At 68.1% G+C, this 16,217-nt stretch carries 11 protein-coding genes and 1 riboswitch; of the genes, 4 read left to right on the forward strand and 7 right to left on the reverse strand.

Annotated elements, in window-relative coordinates; translation table 11 throughout:
• Window positions 1-50 precede the first annotated feature (50 nt).
• Window positions 51-3,176 (reverse strand): efflux RND transporter permease subunit, encoded by a 3,126-nt coding sequence (locus tag ACT9AS_RS12850; protein WP_445100546.1) that lies wholly within the window; start codon window positions 3,174-3,176, stop codon window positions 51-53.
• Window positions 3,173-4,315, reverse strand: a complete 1,143-nt coding sequence (locus ACT9AS_RS12855; RefSeq protein ID WP_445100547.1) for an efflux RND transporter periplasmic adaptor subunit — start codon at window positions 4,313-4,315, stop codon at window positions 3,173-3,175. The genes ACT9AS_RS12850 and ACT9AS_RS12855 overlap by 4 nt, the downstream gene beginning before the upstream one ends.
• A 201-nt stretch (window positions 4,316-4,516) precedes the next feature.
• On the opposite strand from ACT9AS_RS12855, the gene cysK reads away from it, so the two are divergent.
• Complete coding sequence (cysK, locus tag ACT9AS_RS12860; RefSeq protein ID WP_445100548.1) at window positions 4,517-5,473, forward strand: cysteine synthase A; 957 nt, start codon at window positions 4,517-4,519, stop codon at window positions 5,471-5,473.
• Between the two features lie 189 nt (window positions 5,474-5,662).
• On the opposite strand, the gene ACT9AS_RS12865 is transcribed toward cysK, so the two are convergent.
• Window positions 5,663-6,670 (reverse strand): class I fructose-bisphosphate aldolase, encoded by a 1,008-nt coding sequence (locus tag ACT9AS_RS12865; protein WP_445100549.1) that lies wholly within the window; start codon window positions 6,668-6,670, stop codon window positions 5,663-5,665.
• A gap of 76 nt (window positions 6,671-6,746) precedes the next feature.
• Window positions 6,747-8,213: a pyruvate kinase gene (gene pyk, locus ACT9AS_RS12870; RefSeq protein WP_445100550.1), complete on the reverse strand. Its 1,467-nt coding sequence runs from the start codon at window positions 8,211-8,213 to the stop codon at window positions 6,747-6,749.
• Between the two features lie 84 nt (window positions 8,214-8,297).
• Here pyk and ACT9AS_RS12875 point away from each other — a divergent pair, with 84 nt between their 5' ends.
• Window positions 8,298-8,876: a GNAT family N-acetyltransferase gene (locus tag ACT9AS_RS12875; protein ID WP_445100551.1), complete on the forward strand. Its 579-nt coding sequence runs from the start codon at window positions 8,298-8,300 to the stop codon at window positions 8,874-8,876.
• A gap of 113 nt (window positions 8,877-8,989) precedes the next feature.
• Here the strand turns inward: ACT9AS_RS12875 and ACT9AS_RS12880 are convergent, their stop codons facing one another.
• Window positions 8,990-10,165 carry a phosphoglycerate kinase gene (locus ACT9AS_RS12880; protein ID WP_445100552.1) on the reverse strand — a complete coding sequence of 392 codons (1,176 nt, stop codon included), beginning with the start codon at window positions 10,163-10,165 and terminating at the stop codon, window positions 8,990-8,992.
• A 175-nt stretch (window positions 10,166-10,340) separates the two neighbouring features.
• Window positions 10,341-10,553, forward strand: a riboswitch (cobalamin riboswitch).
• A 326-nt stretch (window positions 10,554-10,879) separates the two neighbouring features.
• Here ACT9AS_RS12880 and ACT9AS_RS12885 point away from each other — a divergent pair.
• On the forward strand, window positions 10,880-13,234 hold the full coding sequence (locus ACT9AS_RS12885; RefSeq protein WP_445100603.1) for a ribonucleoside-diphosphate reductase subunit alpha: 2,355 nt from the start codon (window positions 10,880-10,882) through the stop codon (window positions 13,232-13,234).
• A 169-nt stretch (window positions 13,235-13,403) separates the two neighbouring features.
• Complete coding sequence (locus tag ACT9AS_RS12890) at window positions 13,404-14,411, forward strand: ribonucleotide-diphosphate reductase subunit beta (protein ID WP_445100553.1); 1,008 nt, start codon at window positions 13,404-13,406, stop codon at window positions 14,409-14,411.
• Between the two features lie 238 nt (window positions 14,412-14,649).
• On the opposite strand, the gene ACT9AS_RS12895 is transcribed toward ACT9AS_RS12890, so the two are convergent.
• Together ACT9AS_RS12895 and gap are read right to left on the reverse strand one after the other, a co-directional pair.
• Window positions 14,650-15,054, reverse strand: coding sequence for a globin domain-containing protein (locus ACT9AS_RS12895; protein WP_445100554.1), 405 nt, complete (start codon window positions 15,052-15,054; stop codon window positions 14,650-14,652).
• 133 nt (window positions 15,055-15,187) lie between these two features.
• Window positions 15,188-16,192 carry a type I glyceraldehyde-3-phosphate dehydrogenase gene (gene gap / locus ACT9AS_RS12900; protein ID WP_445100555.1) on the reverse strand — a complete coding sequence of 335 codons (1,005 nt, stop codon included), beginning with the start codon at window positions 16,190-16,192 and terminating at the stop codon, window positions 15,188-15,190.
• Window positions 16,193-16,217 lie beyond the last annotated feature (25 nt).

Here is a 16,217-nt window from a genome sequence, read left to right on the forward strand (position 1 = left end):
GACCCGCACCTTAACCGGATTTTCCGCCCCGCACGCGCCCCCTGCCCGGATCAGGCGTGGCCACCGGCCTGCGGCGTCCGCGCCTCCAGTTTCTCCAGCTCGTTGCCGACCGCATGCGGCGAACGCGTGTAGCGCGCCAGCAGCACGTAGAACGCCGGCACCACGAACAGCGACAGCAGGGTCGAGAATGCGACGCCGAAGATCACCACCACGCCGATGGTGGCGCGGCTGGCCGAGCCAGGACCGCCGGCCGCGACCAGCGGTACGGCACCCATCGCGGTGGCGATCGAGGTCATCAGGATCGGCCGCAGGCGCACGCCGGCCGACTCGACGATCGCCTCGTGGATGCTGCGGCCCTCGTCGCGCAACTGGTTGGCGAACTCGACGATCAGGATGCCGTTCTTCGCCGCCAGTCCGACCAGCATGACGATGCCGATCTGGCTGAACAGGTTGAGCGTGCCGCCGGTGAGGGCGAGCCCGATCAGCGCGCCGAGCACGCCCAGCGGCACGGTCAGCATGATCACGAACGGGTGGATGAAGCTCTCGAACTGCGCCGCCAGCACCAGGTACACCACCAGCAGCGCCAGGGTGAAGGTCAGCAGCACCGCGCCGCCGGCCTTCTGGTACTCGCGCGACTCGCCCTTCCAGTCGACCTGCGCATGCTCGGGCAACTCGGTGCGGACGGTGTCCTGCAGGAAGGTCAACGCCTCGCCCATGGTGTAGCCCGGCGCCAGTCCCGCGGTGATGGTGATCGCGCGCAGGCGGTTGAAGCGGTTGAGGCTGCCGGCCTCGGCCAGCTCGCTCAGGGTGACCAGGTTGGACAGCGGCACCAGCTCGCCACTGCTGGAGCGCACCTCGATCGCGGACAGGTCGGCCGGTGCCGAGCGGTTGTCGCGCTCGGCCTGCACGATCACGTCGTACTCCTCGCCGTCCTGCACGAAGGTGGTGACGCGCCGGCTGCCCATCATCGTCTCCAGCGCGTGGCCGATGTCGGTCACGCTGACGCCCAGGTCGGCGGCGCGCTGGCGGTTGATCTGCACCCGCATCTGCGGCCGCGTTTCCTTGTAGTCCGAATCGACCGAGAACAGGCCGGGGTTGGCCTCCATCTTCTCGATCATGATGTCGCGCCACTTCGCGATCTCGGAGTATTCCGGCCCGCCGAGCACGATCTGGATCGGCTGGCCGCGGCTGCCGACCAGGCCACCACCGACGCGCGGGTTGGCGCGCACGCCGGTCAGGTCATCGAGGTCGTTGCGCAGCGATTCGGCGACTTCACTGGTGTCCTGCTCGCGCTTGTTCCAGTCCTGCAGGAACACGATGACGTTGCCGGTATGCATCTCCTCGCTCGCTCCCCAGCCACCGGGCACGCGGGTGTTGTAGCGACGGATCGCCCGGTCTTCGCCACTGTGCTCGGCGAATACTTTCTCGACCTGCTTGATCTGCTCGACCGTGTAGTCGAAGCCGGCGCCCTCGGGACCGACGATCGAGACGAAGAACGCGCCGCGATCCTCGGCCGGCGCCAGTTCCGATGGCACCCACTTCATCAGGCCGTAGCTCAGCGCCACCGCACCCAGCATCAGCGCGGCGAACAGCCAGTGACGGTCGACCGTGCGTTCCAGCAGACGCCGGTAGCGCATGCCGACCCGGTCAAGCGTGCGGTTGATCCAGCGATGCACGCGGTTGCTCTTTTCCTCGCTGTGCGGGCGCACCAGCTTGGACGACATCATCGGGGTGAGGGTCAGCGCGACGAATGCCGACAACGCCACCGCACCGGCCAGCGCCACCGACAACTCGCGGAACAGGCGGCCGGTGTTGCCCTCCATGAAGCCGACCGGCAGGAACACCGCGACCAGCACCGTGGTGGTCGCGATCACCGCGAACGCGACCTGCTTGGTGCCGCGCGAGGCCGCCACCAGTTTCGGCTCGCCGAGGTCGGCGCGACGCTGGATGTTCTCCAGCACCACGATCGCGTCATCGACCACCAGTCCGATCGACAGCACCAGGGCAAGCAGGGTCAGCAGGTTGATCGAGTAACCGAACGCATACAGCGGGATGAACGCGGCGATCAGGCACACCGGCACGGTCAGCGCCGGGATCAACGCAGCGCGGAAGCTGCCCAGGAACAGCCAGATCACCACCAGCACCAGCGCCATCGCCTCGGCCAGGGTCCAGTAGACGCGCTTGATCGACGCGTCGATGAATACGGTGTCGTCGAACGCGACGAAGATCTCCATGCCCTCGGGCAGGGTCTTCTGGATCTCCTCGGCCTCCGCGCGCGCGGCGCGGGTGACATCCAGCGCGTTGGCGGTGGAGGTCTTGACGATGCCCAGGCCGATGTTCGGCTGGCCGTTGCTCTGGTAGTAGGCGCGGCGTTCGGCCGACGCCAGCTCGACCCGGGCGACGTCGCCCAGGCGCACCACGTAGCCGCCCTCGCCCTGCGCCAGCGGGATCTCGGCGAAGTCCGAGGGCTTCTGGTATTCACGCGCCACGCGCAGGGTGAAGTCGCGGGTCTCGGACTCGATGCGGCCGGCGGGCAGCTCGACGTTCTCGGCGCGCAATGCGTCCTCGACGTCGCGCACGCTGATGTCGCGCGCGGCCATCGCCGCGCTGTCGAGCCAGATCCGCATCGCGTAGCGCTGGCGCCCGCCGATCCGGACCTGCGACACGCCGTCGAGGCTGGACAGGCGGTCGACGATGTAGCGGTCGGCATAGTCCGACAGCTGCAGGGTGTCCATCGAGGTCGAGCTCATGTTGAGCCAGATCACCGTGTCCGAATCGCTGTCGGCCTTCTCGACCTCGGGCGGGTCGGCCTCGTCGGGCATGCGGTCGGCGACGTCGCTGACGGCATCACGGACATCGTTGGCCGCAGCCTCGATGTCGCGCTCCAGGGTGAACTCCATGGTCACCGACGAACGTCCGTTGACGCTGCGCGACTGGATCGTCTCGATGCCCTCGATGCCTGACAGCGCGTCTTCCAGCACCTGGGTGACGCGGGTTTCGACCACGGCCGCGGAGGCACCGGGATAACTGACGTCGACCGAGACGATCGGCGGGTCGATCGCCGGCAGTTCGCGCAGGGTCAGGCGCGAGAACGCCATCACGCCAAGCACCATCAACAGCAGGCTGATGACGGTGGCGAATACCGGGCGCCGGATCGAGAGTTCGGAGATGCTCATTCCGCGGTCGGCTCCGCTGCGACCGGAGCTTCCGGCCGGGTGTCGGCGTCTTCTTCGCCGGCCGTTTGCTGGCCCGCCGTGTCGGAATCCGCCGCCGCGGCCACGCGGATCTTCTCGCCGGCGCGCAGCTTGCCGGTGCCGTCGACCACCACGCGGTCACCCGCCTGCAGCCCGGCGACCACTTCGGCGAATCCGCCGCGACGCGCGCCGACCTCGATGTCGGCGCGCTCCACGGTGTCGTCGTCGCGCACCCGGAACACGTACGAGCTGTTGCCGACCTGCACGATCGAGATCTCCGGCACCACCAGCGCCTGCCGCTCCGGCCGCATCAGGGTCACCTGCAGCAGCATGCCGGGACGCAGCGCGCGGTCGGCGTTGGCGAAGTCGCCGCGGACGGTGACCGCACGCGTGACCGGGTCGATCCGCGAGTCGACCGTGCCGACGGTGCCGCTGAACTCGCGACCCGGCCACGCTGCGCTGGTCGCGGTCAGGACCTGGCCGGCGGCAAGGTGCGACAGGCTGGCTTCGGGCACCGGGAAGTCGACATGGACGCGTGCAGTGTCGTCGAGCGTGGCGATCGCGGTACCCGGCGTCACCAGGGAGCCGGGACTGACCTGGCGCAACCCGAGCACGCCGGCAAACGGCGCACGGATCACCCGGTCGGAGAGCTGGGCCTGGATCTGCGAGACCCGGGCAGTGGCGGCGTCGCGGGTGGCGCGTTGGGTATCCAGCGAGGCGCGGGCGATCAGTTGCTGTTCCGCAAGCTCGGCCTGGCGGCGGTACAGGCGGTCGGCTTCCTTGGCGTTGGCCTGGGCCTCGGCCAGCGAGGCGCGCTGTTGGCGCCCGCTCAGGGTGACCAGCGGAGCGCCGGCCTTGACCACGTCGCCGCTCTCGAAGTGCACGTCCTCGACGGTCTCGCTGACCTTGGCGGTGACCGTGACCGACTCGCGCGCCTTGACCGTGCCCAGCGCCTGCACGGTGTCGTTCCACGGACGCATCAGCGCCGGCTCGACGGTCACCGCGGTCGCGCTGGCGCCCGACTCCGGTGCGGCGGCGCCGTCGCCGCCACATGCCGCCAGCGTCAACGCCATCGCGGTCAGGAAAGCGAAGGCGGCAAGGGGGCGGGTCGGGATTCGCATACGGGATCGGGCCGGGAACAGGAAAGGGGCAATAGTAGTCGCGGGCAGGTAACGCCCGAGTGGGCCAAAGGTTGACCGCGGCTCACGACGACCGATCCGGCAAAACCCGTGCCAGCGGAAATCGCCCGGATCACCGGCGCTGCCTGCCGGCTGTGGCACCCTGCGGTGCACCCGCCACCTCCCCCCACAGGAGTCCACGCCATGATTTACGACAGCATCGTCGACACGATCGGCCGCACCCCGGTGGTGCGCCTCAACCGGCTGGCGCCGGGCAATGTCACCGTTTATGCCAAGGCGGAGTCATTCAACCCCGGCGGGTCGGTCAAGGATCGGCTCGCGCTGGCGATCATCCTCGATGCCGAGGCGCGCGGCGCGCTCAAGCCCGGCGACACCGTGGTCGAGGCGACCAGCGGCAACACCGGGGTGGCGCTGGCGATGGTCTGCGCGGCGCGCGGTTACAAGTTCGTCGCGGTAATGACCGAGACCTTCTCGATCGAGCGCCGCAAGCTGATGCGGGCGTACGGCGCCAAGGTGATCCTGACCGCCGCGGCCGAACGCGGCACCGGCATGGTGCGCAAGGCGGCGGAGCTTGCGAAGAAGCGCGGCTGGTTCCTCGCCAGCCAGTTCGAGAACCCGGCCAACCCGGCCTACCATCGCCAGACCACGGCGGCGGAAATCCTGCAGGACTTCGCCGGCCGCCGCCTCGACCATTTCGTCAGCGGCTGGGGCACCGGCGGCACCCTGACCGGGGTCGGCGAAGTGCTGCGGGTCGCGCGGCCCGAGGTACGGATCACCGCCTGCGAACCGGCCGGGGCGTCGTTGCTGGCCGGCAAGGAATGGCAACCGCACAAGATCCAGGGCTGGACACCCGACTTCGTTCCGGCGGTGCTCAACCGCGAAGTCACCGACACGATCCTGCCGATCGACGACGTGCTGGCCCGCGACACCGCGCGCCGGCTGGCGGCCGAGGAAGGCATCTTCGTCGGCATCTCCGCCGGCGCCACCGTGGCCGCGGCGCTGCAGGTGGCGAAGGGCGCCGACGACGGCGCGGTGATCCTGGCGATGCTGCCCGATACCGGCGAGCGCTACCTGAGCACCTTCCTGCTGGAAGGCGTCAACGAGGGTTCCGATGACGAGTGGCTGGCGGGCCTGGGCTGACAGGCAACACCCACCCCGCTTCTTGTAGGAGCGATGCAAGTCGCGATCGCACGGCGGTCCCGGGTGCCAGCGCATTCGCGACTTAAGTCGCTCCTACATCGAAGCCACCCGTCACGATGCCCGAACGCCATCCATAAAAAACGCCGGCACGAGGCCAGCGTTTCCGATTCCGGGCGTGACGCCGACGTTTTACGCCGCCTTCCACTGCCCCAGCGCCGCCAGGCCGTTGTCGCGGGCACGCGCGAACACGGTCTCCTGCGCCTTGCCGACGTTGGCGGCGATGTCCTGCGACCACAGCTTCAGCGCCGCCGACTGCATCGCGCGGCCGTAGGAGAACGACAGCGGCCACGGGTGCTGGCCCATGCGGTTCATCGCATCCAGGTGCGCGGTGGCGTCGTGGTCGGACTGGCCGCCCGACAGGAACACGATGCCCGGCAGGGTCGCCGGCACGGTCGATTTCAGCACCTGCAGGGTCGCTGCGGCGACTTCCTCGACGCTGGCCTTGTCGCTGCTGGTGGTGCCCGGCAGGACCATCGACGCCTTCAGGATGGTGCCCTCGAGCATGACGTTGTGCTCGTACAGCGAGGCGAACAGCGAGCGCAGGGTGACCTCGGTGACCTCGAAGCACTCGTCGATGTCGTGGCCGCCGTCCATGATCACTTCCGGCTCGACCATCGGCACCAGGCCCTGCTCCTGGCACAGCGCCGCATAGCGGGCCAGCGCGTGGGCGTTGGCGTCGATGCAGGTGCCCGAGGGGATGGTCTCGCCGATGTTGATCACCGCGCGCCACTTGGCGAAGCGGGCACCGAGCTTGTAGTACTCCTCCAGCCGCGCGCGCAGGCCGTCGAGGCCCTCGGTCACCACCTCGCCCGGGAACCCGGCGAGCGCGTGGGTGCCCTTGTCGACCTTGATGCCCGGGATGATGCCGTTGTCGCTCATCAACTTGGTGAACGGCACGCCGTCCTTCGTCGACTGGCGCAGGGTCTCGTCGAACAGGATCGCGCCGGAAATGTGCTCGCCCAGCTTCGGGGTCGACAGCAGCATCTCGCGGTAGGCGCGGCGGTTCTCCTCCGTGCACTCGACGCCGACGCCGTCGAAACGCTTCTTGATGGTCGCGTTCGACTCGTCGATCGCGATGATGCCCTTGCCCGCGGCGACCATGGCCTGGGCGGTTTCGGCAAGCTGTTCGATGCTCATGGGTTCCTGCGGGTGGCTTGGGGTAGCCCTCAAGTATACCCAGCCCCCGCCGGAAAGACCATTTCGAAACAGTGGCTTAGAGCTCGCCGAGCCCCTCGGCCTTGCCGCCCTCGCCGACCTGCAGCAGGCGCAGGGTGTTGGTCGCGCCGCGGTGCTCCATGTGGTCGCCGCTGGTGAAGATCAGGCGTTCGCCCTCCTCCAGCCGGTTGCTGTCGAACAGTTGCTGGATCGCGCTGCGCACCGCGTCGCGGGTGGCCAGGCCGCGGCTGTCGAAGTCCATCGGCACCACCGCCCGCATCAGCGCCATCTGCCGGCGGGCGCCGGGGTGGCGCGACAGTCCAAACACCGGCGCCGGCGAGCGGAACCGCGACAGGAAGCGGGCGGTGCCGCCGGATTCGGTCATCGCCACGATCGCGCGCACGCCGACGTGCTCGGACAGGAACATCGCCGCCATCGCGATCGCCTGGTCGGCGCGCTGCAGGTTGCGCGGGGCGTCCTCGAAATCGGTGTCGTGGTCGAACTGGCGCTCGGCGCCGAGGCAGATCCGCACCAGCGCCTCGACCGCCTTGACCGGGTAGCGGCCGGCGGCGGATTCGGCCGAAAGCATCACCGCGTCGGTGCCGTCGATCACCGCGTTGGCGACGTCGAGTACTTCGGCGCGGGTCGGGATCGGGCTCTCGACCATCGACTGCAGCATCTGGGTGGCGGTGATCACCACCCGGTTGCGGGCGAGCGATTCGCGGATGATCTTCTTCTGCAGGCCGGGCAGTTCGGCGTCGCCGATTTCCACGCCGAGGTCGCCGCGCGCGACCATCACCACGTCGCTGGCGTCGATGATCTCGCCGAGGTTCTCGATCGCCTCGCTGCGCTCGATCTTCGACACCAGCGCGGCATCGCTGCCGGCCGCGCGGGCGATGGCGCGGGCCTCGTCCATGTCGGCGGCGGTGCGGCAGAACGACACCGCGATGAAGTCGGCGTCGAGCTCGGCGGCGACCTTGATCAGCTCGCGGTCGCGTTCGGTCAGGGCACCGAGCGACAGGCCGCCGCCCTGCTTGTTGAGCCCCTTGCGATCGGACAGTTCGCCGTCGTTGAGCACGCGGGTGACGATGCGCTCGCCTTCGACCGCCTCGACCTGCAACTGCATCATGCCGTCGTCGAGCAGCAGCACGTCGCCGGCGGCGACATCGCCCGGCAGGCCGAGGTAGCTGACGCCGATTTCCGACGTGGTCCCGGGCGCGGCGTCGGCGCGCGCGACCAGGTCGAAACGATCGCCGGTCCTGAGCTGGACCTTGCCGTCGGCGAAGCGCTCGATCCGGATCTTCGGCCCCGGCAGGTCGCACAGGATGCCTACTTCGCGGCCGACCCGCCGGGCGGCCTCGCGCACGGCCTGGGCGCGGGCGATCTGCGAGGCCGGATCGCCGTGGGAAAAGTTGAGCCGCACCACGTCGACGCCGGCAGTCAGCAGTGCGTCGAGGACGCCGGGCGCGTCGGTCGCCGGGCCGAGGGTGGCTAGGATCTTGGTGCGTCGCAGCGGTATCGACATGGCATGCTTCCCCCGGGGTTGCGGGTCACGCTAGCACAGCTGCCCGGTGCCTCCGGTTGCATACGAATGCATGGGGAATCCGACATGCCGCAGAACCCTCCGAGCGACGACCTGCCGACCCTGGAAGGCCCGCGCATCCGCCTGCGCGGCTTTCGCGATGGCGACCTGCAGGACTTCTACGCGGTCCACTCCGACCCGCTGGTCAACCGCTACTGGAGCTTCCCGGCGTGGACGGAGGTGTCGCAGGCGCGCGACTACTTCGCCAGCGCGATCGGCGGCCGCGATGCCGGCCGGATGCTGTGCTGGGCGATTGCAGAACGCGAAGGCGACCGCCTGATCGGCAGCACCACGCTGTTTACGATCAATCGCGAGCAGGGCCGGGCCGAGATCGGCTATGCGTTGCGTGCCAGCCATTGGGGCCAAGGGTACGCGCAGGAGGCGTTGCGGATGGTGCTTGGCCATGCGTTCGGCACGCTCGGGCTGCGCCGGATCGAGGCCGACATCGACCCGCGCAATGCCGGGTCGTGCAGGCTGGTCGAACGCATGGGATTCATCCGGGAGGGGTTGTTGCGCGATCGCTGGTGCGTTGCCGGCGAAACCAGCGACAGCGCGATCTACGGGCTGCTCGCGGACGAATGGGAAGCGTCTGTAGGAGCGACGTAAGTCGCGAACGCACGGCGAAACCGGATATCAGTGAAATCGCGACTTACGTCGCTCCTACATCCAGGCGAGACTCGCGGCTGCCGGTGGGTCAGCGCAACCGCAAAACCCCGCTGTCACCCCCGCGCACCGAGTGCCGCCACCGCCGGCAACTCCTTGCCTTCGAGAAACTCCAGGAACGCGCCGCCGCCGGTGGAGATGTACGACACCTCGTCCTCGATCCCGTACTTGTCGACCGCCGCCAGGGTGTCGCCACCACCGGCGATCGAGAACGCTTCGCTCGCCGCGATCGCCCGCGCCAGCGCCTCGGTGCCGTGGCCGAAGGCGTCGAACTCGAATACCCCGACCGGCCCGTTCCAGACCACGGTGCCGGCGCGCTTGATCAGTTCGGCATAACGCGCGGCGGTATCCGGGCCGATGTCGAGGATCATGTCGTCGGCGGCCACCGCGTCGACCGCCTTCACCGTCGCCGACGCATCGGCGGCGAACGCGGGCGCGACCACCACGTCGGTCGGCACCGGGATGTCGGCGCCGCGGGCCTTGGCGTCGGCCATGATCTTTTTGGCGGTATCGACCAGGTCCATCTCGACCAGCGACTTGCCAACGCCATGGCCCATCGCGGCGATGAAGGTGTTGGCGATGCCGCCGCCGACGATCAACTGGTCGACCTTGGACACCAGTGAGGCCAACAGTTCCAGCTTGGTGCTGACCTTGGAGCCGGCGACGATCGCCAGCAGCGGCCGCGCCGGCTGGTCGAGCGCCTTGCCGAGGGCGTCGAGTTCGGCCATCAGCAGCGGCCCGCCGGCGGCGATTTTCGCGTGTTTGATGACGCCGTGAGTCGAGGCCTGCGCGCGGTGCGCGGTGCCGAATGCGTCCATCACGAACACGTCGCACAACGCCGCGTACGCCTTCGCCAACGCTTCGTCGTCCTTCTTCTCGCCGACGTTCATGCGGCAGTTCTCCAGCAGCACCAGCTGGCCCGGCTTGACGTCGACGCCGCCGACCCAGTCCTTGACCAGCGGCACCTCGATGCCGAGCAACTGCGACAGGCGCTCGGCGACCGGCTGCAGCGATTCGTGCTCGCTCCAGACGCCCTCGCTGGGGCGGCCGCGGTGCGACATCACCATCACCGCCGCGCCCTTCTCCAGCGCCAGCTTCAGGGTCGGCAACGCCGCCGTGATGCGCTGCTCCGAGGTGATCCGGCCGTCGGCGTCGATCGGCACGTTGAGGTCCTCGCGGATCAGCACGCGCTTGCCGGAGAGGTCGAGGTCGGTCATGCGGAGGATGGTCATCGGATTGGGCGCCTTGGAACCTCCCCGCGATGGAGAGGTGAATGGAGGAAGCGCATGCCGGCGAACCGGCTGCGAGGCCGGCATTGTCCCGCCGGCGTCGTTCCGGGGCAAATCCCGGCACGATGCACGACGATCGAGCTATCACAACATTTGGTATTGACGACGCGGGATATCCCGCTATGTTGTGGTTGTCGGTGCCGGCCTCGCGGCTGGCTTAAAACGGGAAGCCGGTGCGGACACCTCGTCCAATTCCGGCGCTGCCCCGCAGCGGTAGTGGAAACGAAAGCCGTCATGGCACTGGGCAGGCGCCCGGGAAGCGACGGCCGGTAGGTGGAGCGCCACGCTCCGCGTCCAGAGCCCGAAGACCTGCCGACAGCCGCGCGATGCACACCGCGCGGTGACCGGCCAAGGAGTCTCCGGACTCCGCGCCCGCGGGGGCATGGCCGTGCGATCGGTGTCGGGCCTGCGCCACGCAGGCCACGACGGTCGATGGCATGCGCGCCTCCGTGCGTCGCCCTTCGAGGGAAGGGTGGCGAACCGTGCTTCATGCACCGGAGTCACGCCATGACCACCGATACCCCCGCCGCGGTTGCCACCGACGGCACCAATACGTCCGACCTCGCCGGCTCCCTGGCCGGCACTGCCACTACCGCTACCGCTACGGCCGCCGACGCTCCCGGCCTGACCCTGACCCCGCCCGCCGCCGCCTTCTCGATGGCGGTGACCAAGCGCAACGGCGGCCGCGAGCCGGTCGACCTCAACAAGATCGTGCGCGCGATTACCCGCTGCAGCGACGACCTCTACGCGATCGACCCGATGCGCGTCGCCACCCGCACCATCTCCGGCCTCTACGACGGCGCCAGCACCCGCGAACTCGACGAACTGTCGATCCGCACCGCCGCCCTGCTGACCGCCGAGGAGCCCGAGTACGGTCGCCTCGCCGCGCGCCTGCTGGCGGGCGTGATCGAGAAGGAAGTCGCGGCAATCGACATCAACGCGTTCTCGCAGTCGGTGCAGCGCGGTCATGAGCTGGGCGTGATCAACGCGCGCCTGCTCGGCTTCGTCCAGGCCAACGCGCGCAAGCTCAACGACGCGATCGACAACTCGCTCAACACCCGCTTCGACTACTTCGGCCTGCGCACGCTGTACGACCGCTACCTGCTGCGCCACCCGACCGCGCGCACGGTGATCGAAACCCCGCAGCAATTCTTCCTGCGAGTGGCCTGCGCGCTCAGCGAGGACGTCGGCGACGCGCTGGCGCTGTACCGACGCATGGCGCAGCTGGACTACATCCCGTCGTCGCCGACGCTGTTCAACGCCGGCACCACCCACGAGCAGTTGTCGTCGTGCTTCCTCCTCGACTCGCCGGAGGATTCGCTGGAGAGCATCTACCAGCGCTACATGGACGTCGCCAAGCTGTCGAAGTTCAGCGGCGGCATCGGCCTGAGCTACACCCGCATCCGCTCGCGCGGCTCGCTGATCCGGTCCACCAACGGCCTGAGCAACGGCATCGTGCCGTGGCTGAAGACGCTCGACGCCTCGGTCGCGGCGGTCAACCAGGGCGGCAAGCGCAAGGGCGCGGCCTGCGTCTACCTGGAACCGTGGCATGCCGATGTCGAGGAGTTCCTGGAGCTGCGCGACAACACCGGCGACGAGGCCCGGCGCACCCACAACCTCAACCTCGCCAACTGGATTCCCGACGAGTTCATGCGCCGGGTCGAGGCGGATGCGATGTGGTCGCTGTTCGATCCGCACAAGGTGCCGGAGCTTACCGACCTGTTCGGCGAGTCCTTCGATCGCGCTTACGTCGCCGCCGAAGCCGCCGGACTCGCCCACAAACAGGTCAAGGCGAGGGAGTTGTACGGCCGGATGATCCGCACGCTGGCGCAGACCGGCAACGGCTGGATGAACTTCAAGGACAAGTCCAACCGCGCCTGCAACCAGACCGCGAAAGCCGGCAACGTCGTGCACCTGTCGAACCTGTGCACCGAGATCCTCGAGGTCACCTCGCAGGACGAGACCGCGGTGTGCAACCTCGGCTCGATCAACCTGTCGCACCATGTCGAGCTGTTTGAGGAGGGACCGGTGCATGGCGAAGCCGGGCGCTTCGATTTCGACCGGCTGGCCCAAACCGTGCGCCTCGCGGTGCGCCAACTCGACCGGGTGATCGACCTGAACTTCTATCCGATCGAGACCGCGCGCCGTGCCAACCTCAAGTGGCGGCCGGTCGGGCTCGGCGCGATGGGCCTGCAGGACGTGTTCTTCAAACTGCGGCTGCCGTTCGATTCCGAACCGGCGCGGGCGTTGTCGAAGCGGATCGCCGAGGAGGTCTACTTCCATGCGCTGTCGGCGTCGAGCGAGCTGGCGCTGGAGCACGGCCGCCACCCGGCGTTCGGCGACACCCGCGCGGCCAATGGCGGGTTGCAGTTCGAGGCTTGGGACGTGCAGCCGAGCGACGCCGAGCGCTGGGACGGCCTGCGTGCGCGAATCCGCGAACACGGGCTGCGCAACTCGCTGCTGATCGCAATCGCGCCAACCGCGACCATCGCCTCCATCGCCGGCTGCTACGAATGCATCGAGCCTCAGGTGTCCAACCTGTTCAAGCGCGAAACGCTTTCAGGCGACTTCATCGTGGTCAATCGCTACCTGGTCGAGGAGCTGAAGACGCTGGGCCTGTGGACCGCGGAACTGCGCGACGCGATCAAGCGCGCCGACGGCTCGATCCAGGGCATCGAGGCGATTCCAGAGTCGCTGCGGCAGGTCTACCGCACCGCGTGGGAACTGCCGATGCGCTCGCTGATCGACATGGCCGCCGACCGCGGCGCGTTCATCGACCAGAGCCAGTCGCTGAACCTGTTCATCGAGAGTCCGAACATCGGCCAGCTGTCGTCGATGTACATGTATGCGTGGAAGCAGGGGTTGAAAACGACGTATTACCTGCGCTCGCGGCCGGCGACGAAGATTGCGAAGGCAACCGTGGGGAAGGCTGTGGCAAGCGCGCCTGTGCCGGTAGGCGACGCGATCGCCTGTTCGCTGGAGAACCCGGAGAGCTGCGAAGCCTGCCAGTAGCGATCCAACGCTCCCTCTCCCGCTTGCGGGAGAGGGCCGGGGTGAGGGCACGCGACACCGCATTTTCGACTAAACCCCAACCCCGACCGCACCCGCTCCCGCGCACCCTCATCCGCCCTTCGGGCACCTTCTCCCGCAAGCGGGAGAAGGAATGGCAAGGAACCCTTTGATGTCCACCCATCTGCTCGACCCCGGCTTCGACCTCACCCTGCGGCCGATGCGCTACCCGCGCTTCTACGACATGTACCGCGACGCGATCCGCAACACCTGGACCGTCGAGGAGGTCGACTTCTCGCTCGACGTCAACGACCTGCGCCACAAGTTCGGCCCGGCCGAACGCCATCTGATCGAACGACTGGTCGCGTTCTTCGCCACCGGCGACTCGATCGTCGCCAACAACCTCGTGCTCAACCTCTATCAGCACATCAACGCCCCCGAGGCGCGGATGTACCTGTCGCGGCAGCTGTACGAGGAAGCACTGCACGTGCAGTTCTACCTGACCCTGCTCGACACCTACCTGCCCGACCCTACCGAGCGCGCACGCGCCTTCGATGCGGTCGAGAACATCCCCTCGATCCGCGCCAAGGCCGCGTTCTGCTTCAAGTGGATCGACTCGATCCAGGACCTGCAGCGCATCGAGACCCGCGAGCAGCGCCGCCAGTTCCTGCTCAACCTGGTCTGCTTCGCCTGCTGCATCGAGGGGCTGTTCTTCTTCGCCGCGTTCGCCTACGTCTACTACCTGCGTTCACGCGGGTTGCTGCACGGGCTGGCGTCGGGCACCAACTGGGTGTTCCGCGACGAGAGCTGCCATATGGCGTTCGCGTTCGAGGTCATCGACACCGTGCGCAAGGAGGAGCCGTCGCTGTTCGACGACGGGTTGCAGCGCGAGATCGTGCAGATGCTGGTCGAGGCGGTCGACTGCGAGATGCAGTTCGCCGCCGACACCCTCTCGGGCGGCGTGGTCGGGCTGTCGCTCAAGGACATGCGGCAGTACCTGGAGTACTGTGCGGACCAGCGGCTCGAACAACTGGGGATGCCGAAGCATTTCGGCGCAGGCAACCCGTTCGGCTTCATGGACTTGCAGGACGTACAGGAGGTCACCAATTTCTTCGAACGCCGGGTCTCGGCGTACCAGGTCGGCGTGCAGGGCGAAGTCGCGTTCGACGCCGCGTTCTGACGCGACGTCCGGTCGCGCATCGCGCACCATCCCCCGAGTCGAACCGCTCGGATCACTCTGATCGACGGCGCCGCGGGAACGCGGTTGCAAAGGCGGCACGGAGCCGCCGCCCCGGCACGGAGCGCGGGGCGACAGCAGGGATGCCGAGGGACGACATGGCAGTCGTCGATGCTGCACCGGACGCCGCGGGGGCCAGGGATGGCCGACAACGGGCGGCATGGATGCCGCCGGCTTGTTCTCAGCGTCCGCCGACCACCGGCAGGCCGAGGCCGCGCGTCGCCGCGTCGATGCCGAGTCCGTAGCGCAGGCTGCGGCCGATCCGATCGGCGTACTCGCCCATCTGCCGCGCGTGCTCCTCGTCGAGCAGTTCGGTCGTGGTCTCACGCCACAGTGCCAGCCACTCGTCGAAATGCGCGGCGTCGATCGGGTGGCCGCGGTGCTTGGCCATCGGGTTGCCGCGGTAGGACTTGGCGCCCAGCGCCACCGAACACCAGAACGAGGTCAGCAGGCGCTTGTGCTCGGGCCAGTCGTCGACCGCCGCGTTGAACACCGGTCCCAGGCTCGGGTGGCGCTGGACGCGGTCATAGAACACGTCGACCAGTTCGGCCAGTTGCGCTTCGGTGAGTTCGGCGGGTCGAGGCATGATCGAAAACAGGACAGGTGGGACGGGTCGATGGTGCATCGCAGAGATGGAGCCGGCTTTGCCGCAAGTCAAGCACCCACGAAAAAGGCCGGGCGATGGACCCGGCCTTTTCGCGTGCTGCGGCGGACGGCGCTTACTTCGCCGCGACCACCTTGACCATCTCCAGGCACTTGTTGGAGTAGCCCCACTCGTTGTCGTACCAGCTGACCAGCTTGACGAAGCTGTCATCGAGCGCGATGCCGGCCTCGGCGTCGAAGATCGAGGTGCGCGCGTCGCCGCGGAAGTCGGTCGCGACCACCTTGTCCTCGGTGTAGCCGAGGATGCCCTTGAGCGCGCCCTGCGACTGCGCCTTCATCTCCGCGCAGATCTCGGCGTAGGTCGCCGGCTTCTCCAGCTCGACGGTCAGGTCGACCACCGACACGTCCGAGGTCGGCACGCGGAAGCTCATGCCGGTCAGCTTCTTGTTGAGCTCCGGGATCACCACGCCGACCGCCTTGGCCGCGCCGGTGCTCGACGGGATGATGTTCTCGAGGATGCCGCGGCCGCCGCGCCAGTCCTTGTTGGACGGGCCGTCGACGGTCTTCTGGGTGGCGGTGGCGGCGTGCACGGTGGTCATCAGGCCGCGCTTGATGCCCCACTTGTCGTTGAGCACCTTGGCCACCGGGGCCAGGCAGTTGGTGGTGCAGCTGGCATTCGAGATGATCGCCTCGCCCTTGTAGGTCTTGTCGTTGACTCCGTAGACGAACATCGGGGTGGTGTCCTTCGACGGCGCCGACAGGATCACCTTCTTCGCGCCGGCGTCGAGGTGCTTCTGCGCGGTCTCGGCGGTCAGGAACAGGCCGGTCGACTCGATCACCACCTCGGCGCCGACCTCGCCCCACTTCAGGTTGGCCGGGTCGCGCTCCTGGGTCAGGCGGATCTTGCTGCCGTTGACGATGAGGTTGCTGCCGTCGACCGACACGTCACCGTCGAAGCGGCCGTGCACCGAGTCGTACTGCAGCATGTAGGCCAGGTAGTCCGGCTCCAGCAGGTCGTTGATGGCGACGATTTCGATGTCGTTGCCGAAATTCTGCACGGCCGAGCGCAACACGTTGCGTCCGATGCGGCCGAAACCGTTGATACCAACCTTGATCGCCATTACGGGCTCCTGATGGGCGGAACTG

This window comes from Lysobacter sp. F60174L2, assembly GCF_052547135.1.

What these genes read in the sequence shown, in the direction of transcription:
- gap (WP_445100555.1), bottom strand. Translation starts at nt 16,192, where the DNA reads ATGGCGATCAAGGTTGGTATCAACGGTTTCGGCCGCATCGGACGCAAC.
- ACT9AS_RS12890 (WP_445100553.1), top strand. Translation starts at nt 13,404, where the DNA reads ATGTCCACCCATCTGCTCGACCCCGGCTTCGACCTCACCCTGCGGCCG.
- ACT9AS_RS12865 (WP_445100549.1), bottom strand. Translation starts at nt 6,670, where the DNA reads ATGAGCATCGAACAGCTTGCCGAAACCGCCCAGGCCATGGTCGCCGCG.
- pyk (WP_445100550.1), bottom strand. Translation starts at nt 8,213, where the DNA reads ATGTCGATACCGCTGCGACGCACCAAGATCCTAGCCACCCTCGGCCCG.
- ACT9AS_RS12855 (WP_445100547.1), bottom strand. Translation starts at nt 4,315, where the DNA reads ATGCGAATCCCGACCCGCCCCCTTGCCGCCTTCGCTTTCCTGACCGCG.
- ACT9AS_RS12880 (WP_445100552.1), bottom strand. Translation starts at nt 10,165, where the DNA reads ATGACCATCCTCCGCATGACCGACCTCGACCTCTCCGGCAAGCGCGTG.
- ACT9AS_RS12850 (WP_445100546.1), bottom strand. Translation starts at nt 3,176, where the DNA reads ATGAGCATCTCCGAACTCTCGATCCGGCGCCCGGTATTCGCCACCGTC.
- ACT9AS_RS12895 (WP_445100554.1), bottom strand. Translation starts at nt 15,054, where the DNA reads ATGCCTCGACCCGCCGAACTCACCGAAGCGCAACTGGCCGAACTGGTC.
- ACT9AS_RS12885 (WP_445100603.1), top strand. Translation starts at nt 10,880, where the DNA reads ATGGCGGTGACCAAGCGCAACGGCGGCCGCGAGCCGGTCGACCTCAAC.
- ACT9AS_RS12875 (WP_445100551.1), top strand. Translation starts at nt 8,298, where the DNA reads ATGCCGCAGAACCCTCCGAGCGACGACCTGCCGACCCTGGAAGGCCCG.
- cysK (WP_445100548.1), top strand. Translation starts at nt 4,517, where the DNA reads ATGATTTACGACAGCATCGTCGACACGATCGGCCGCACCCCGGTGGTG.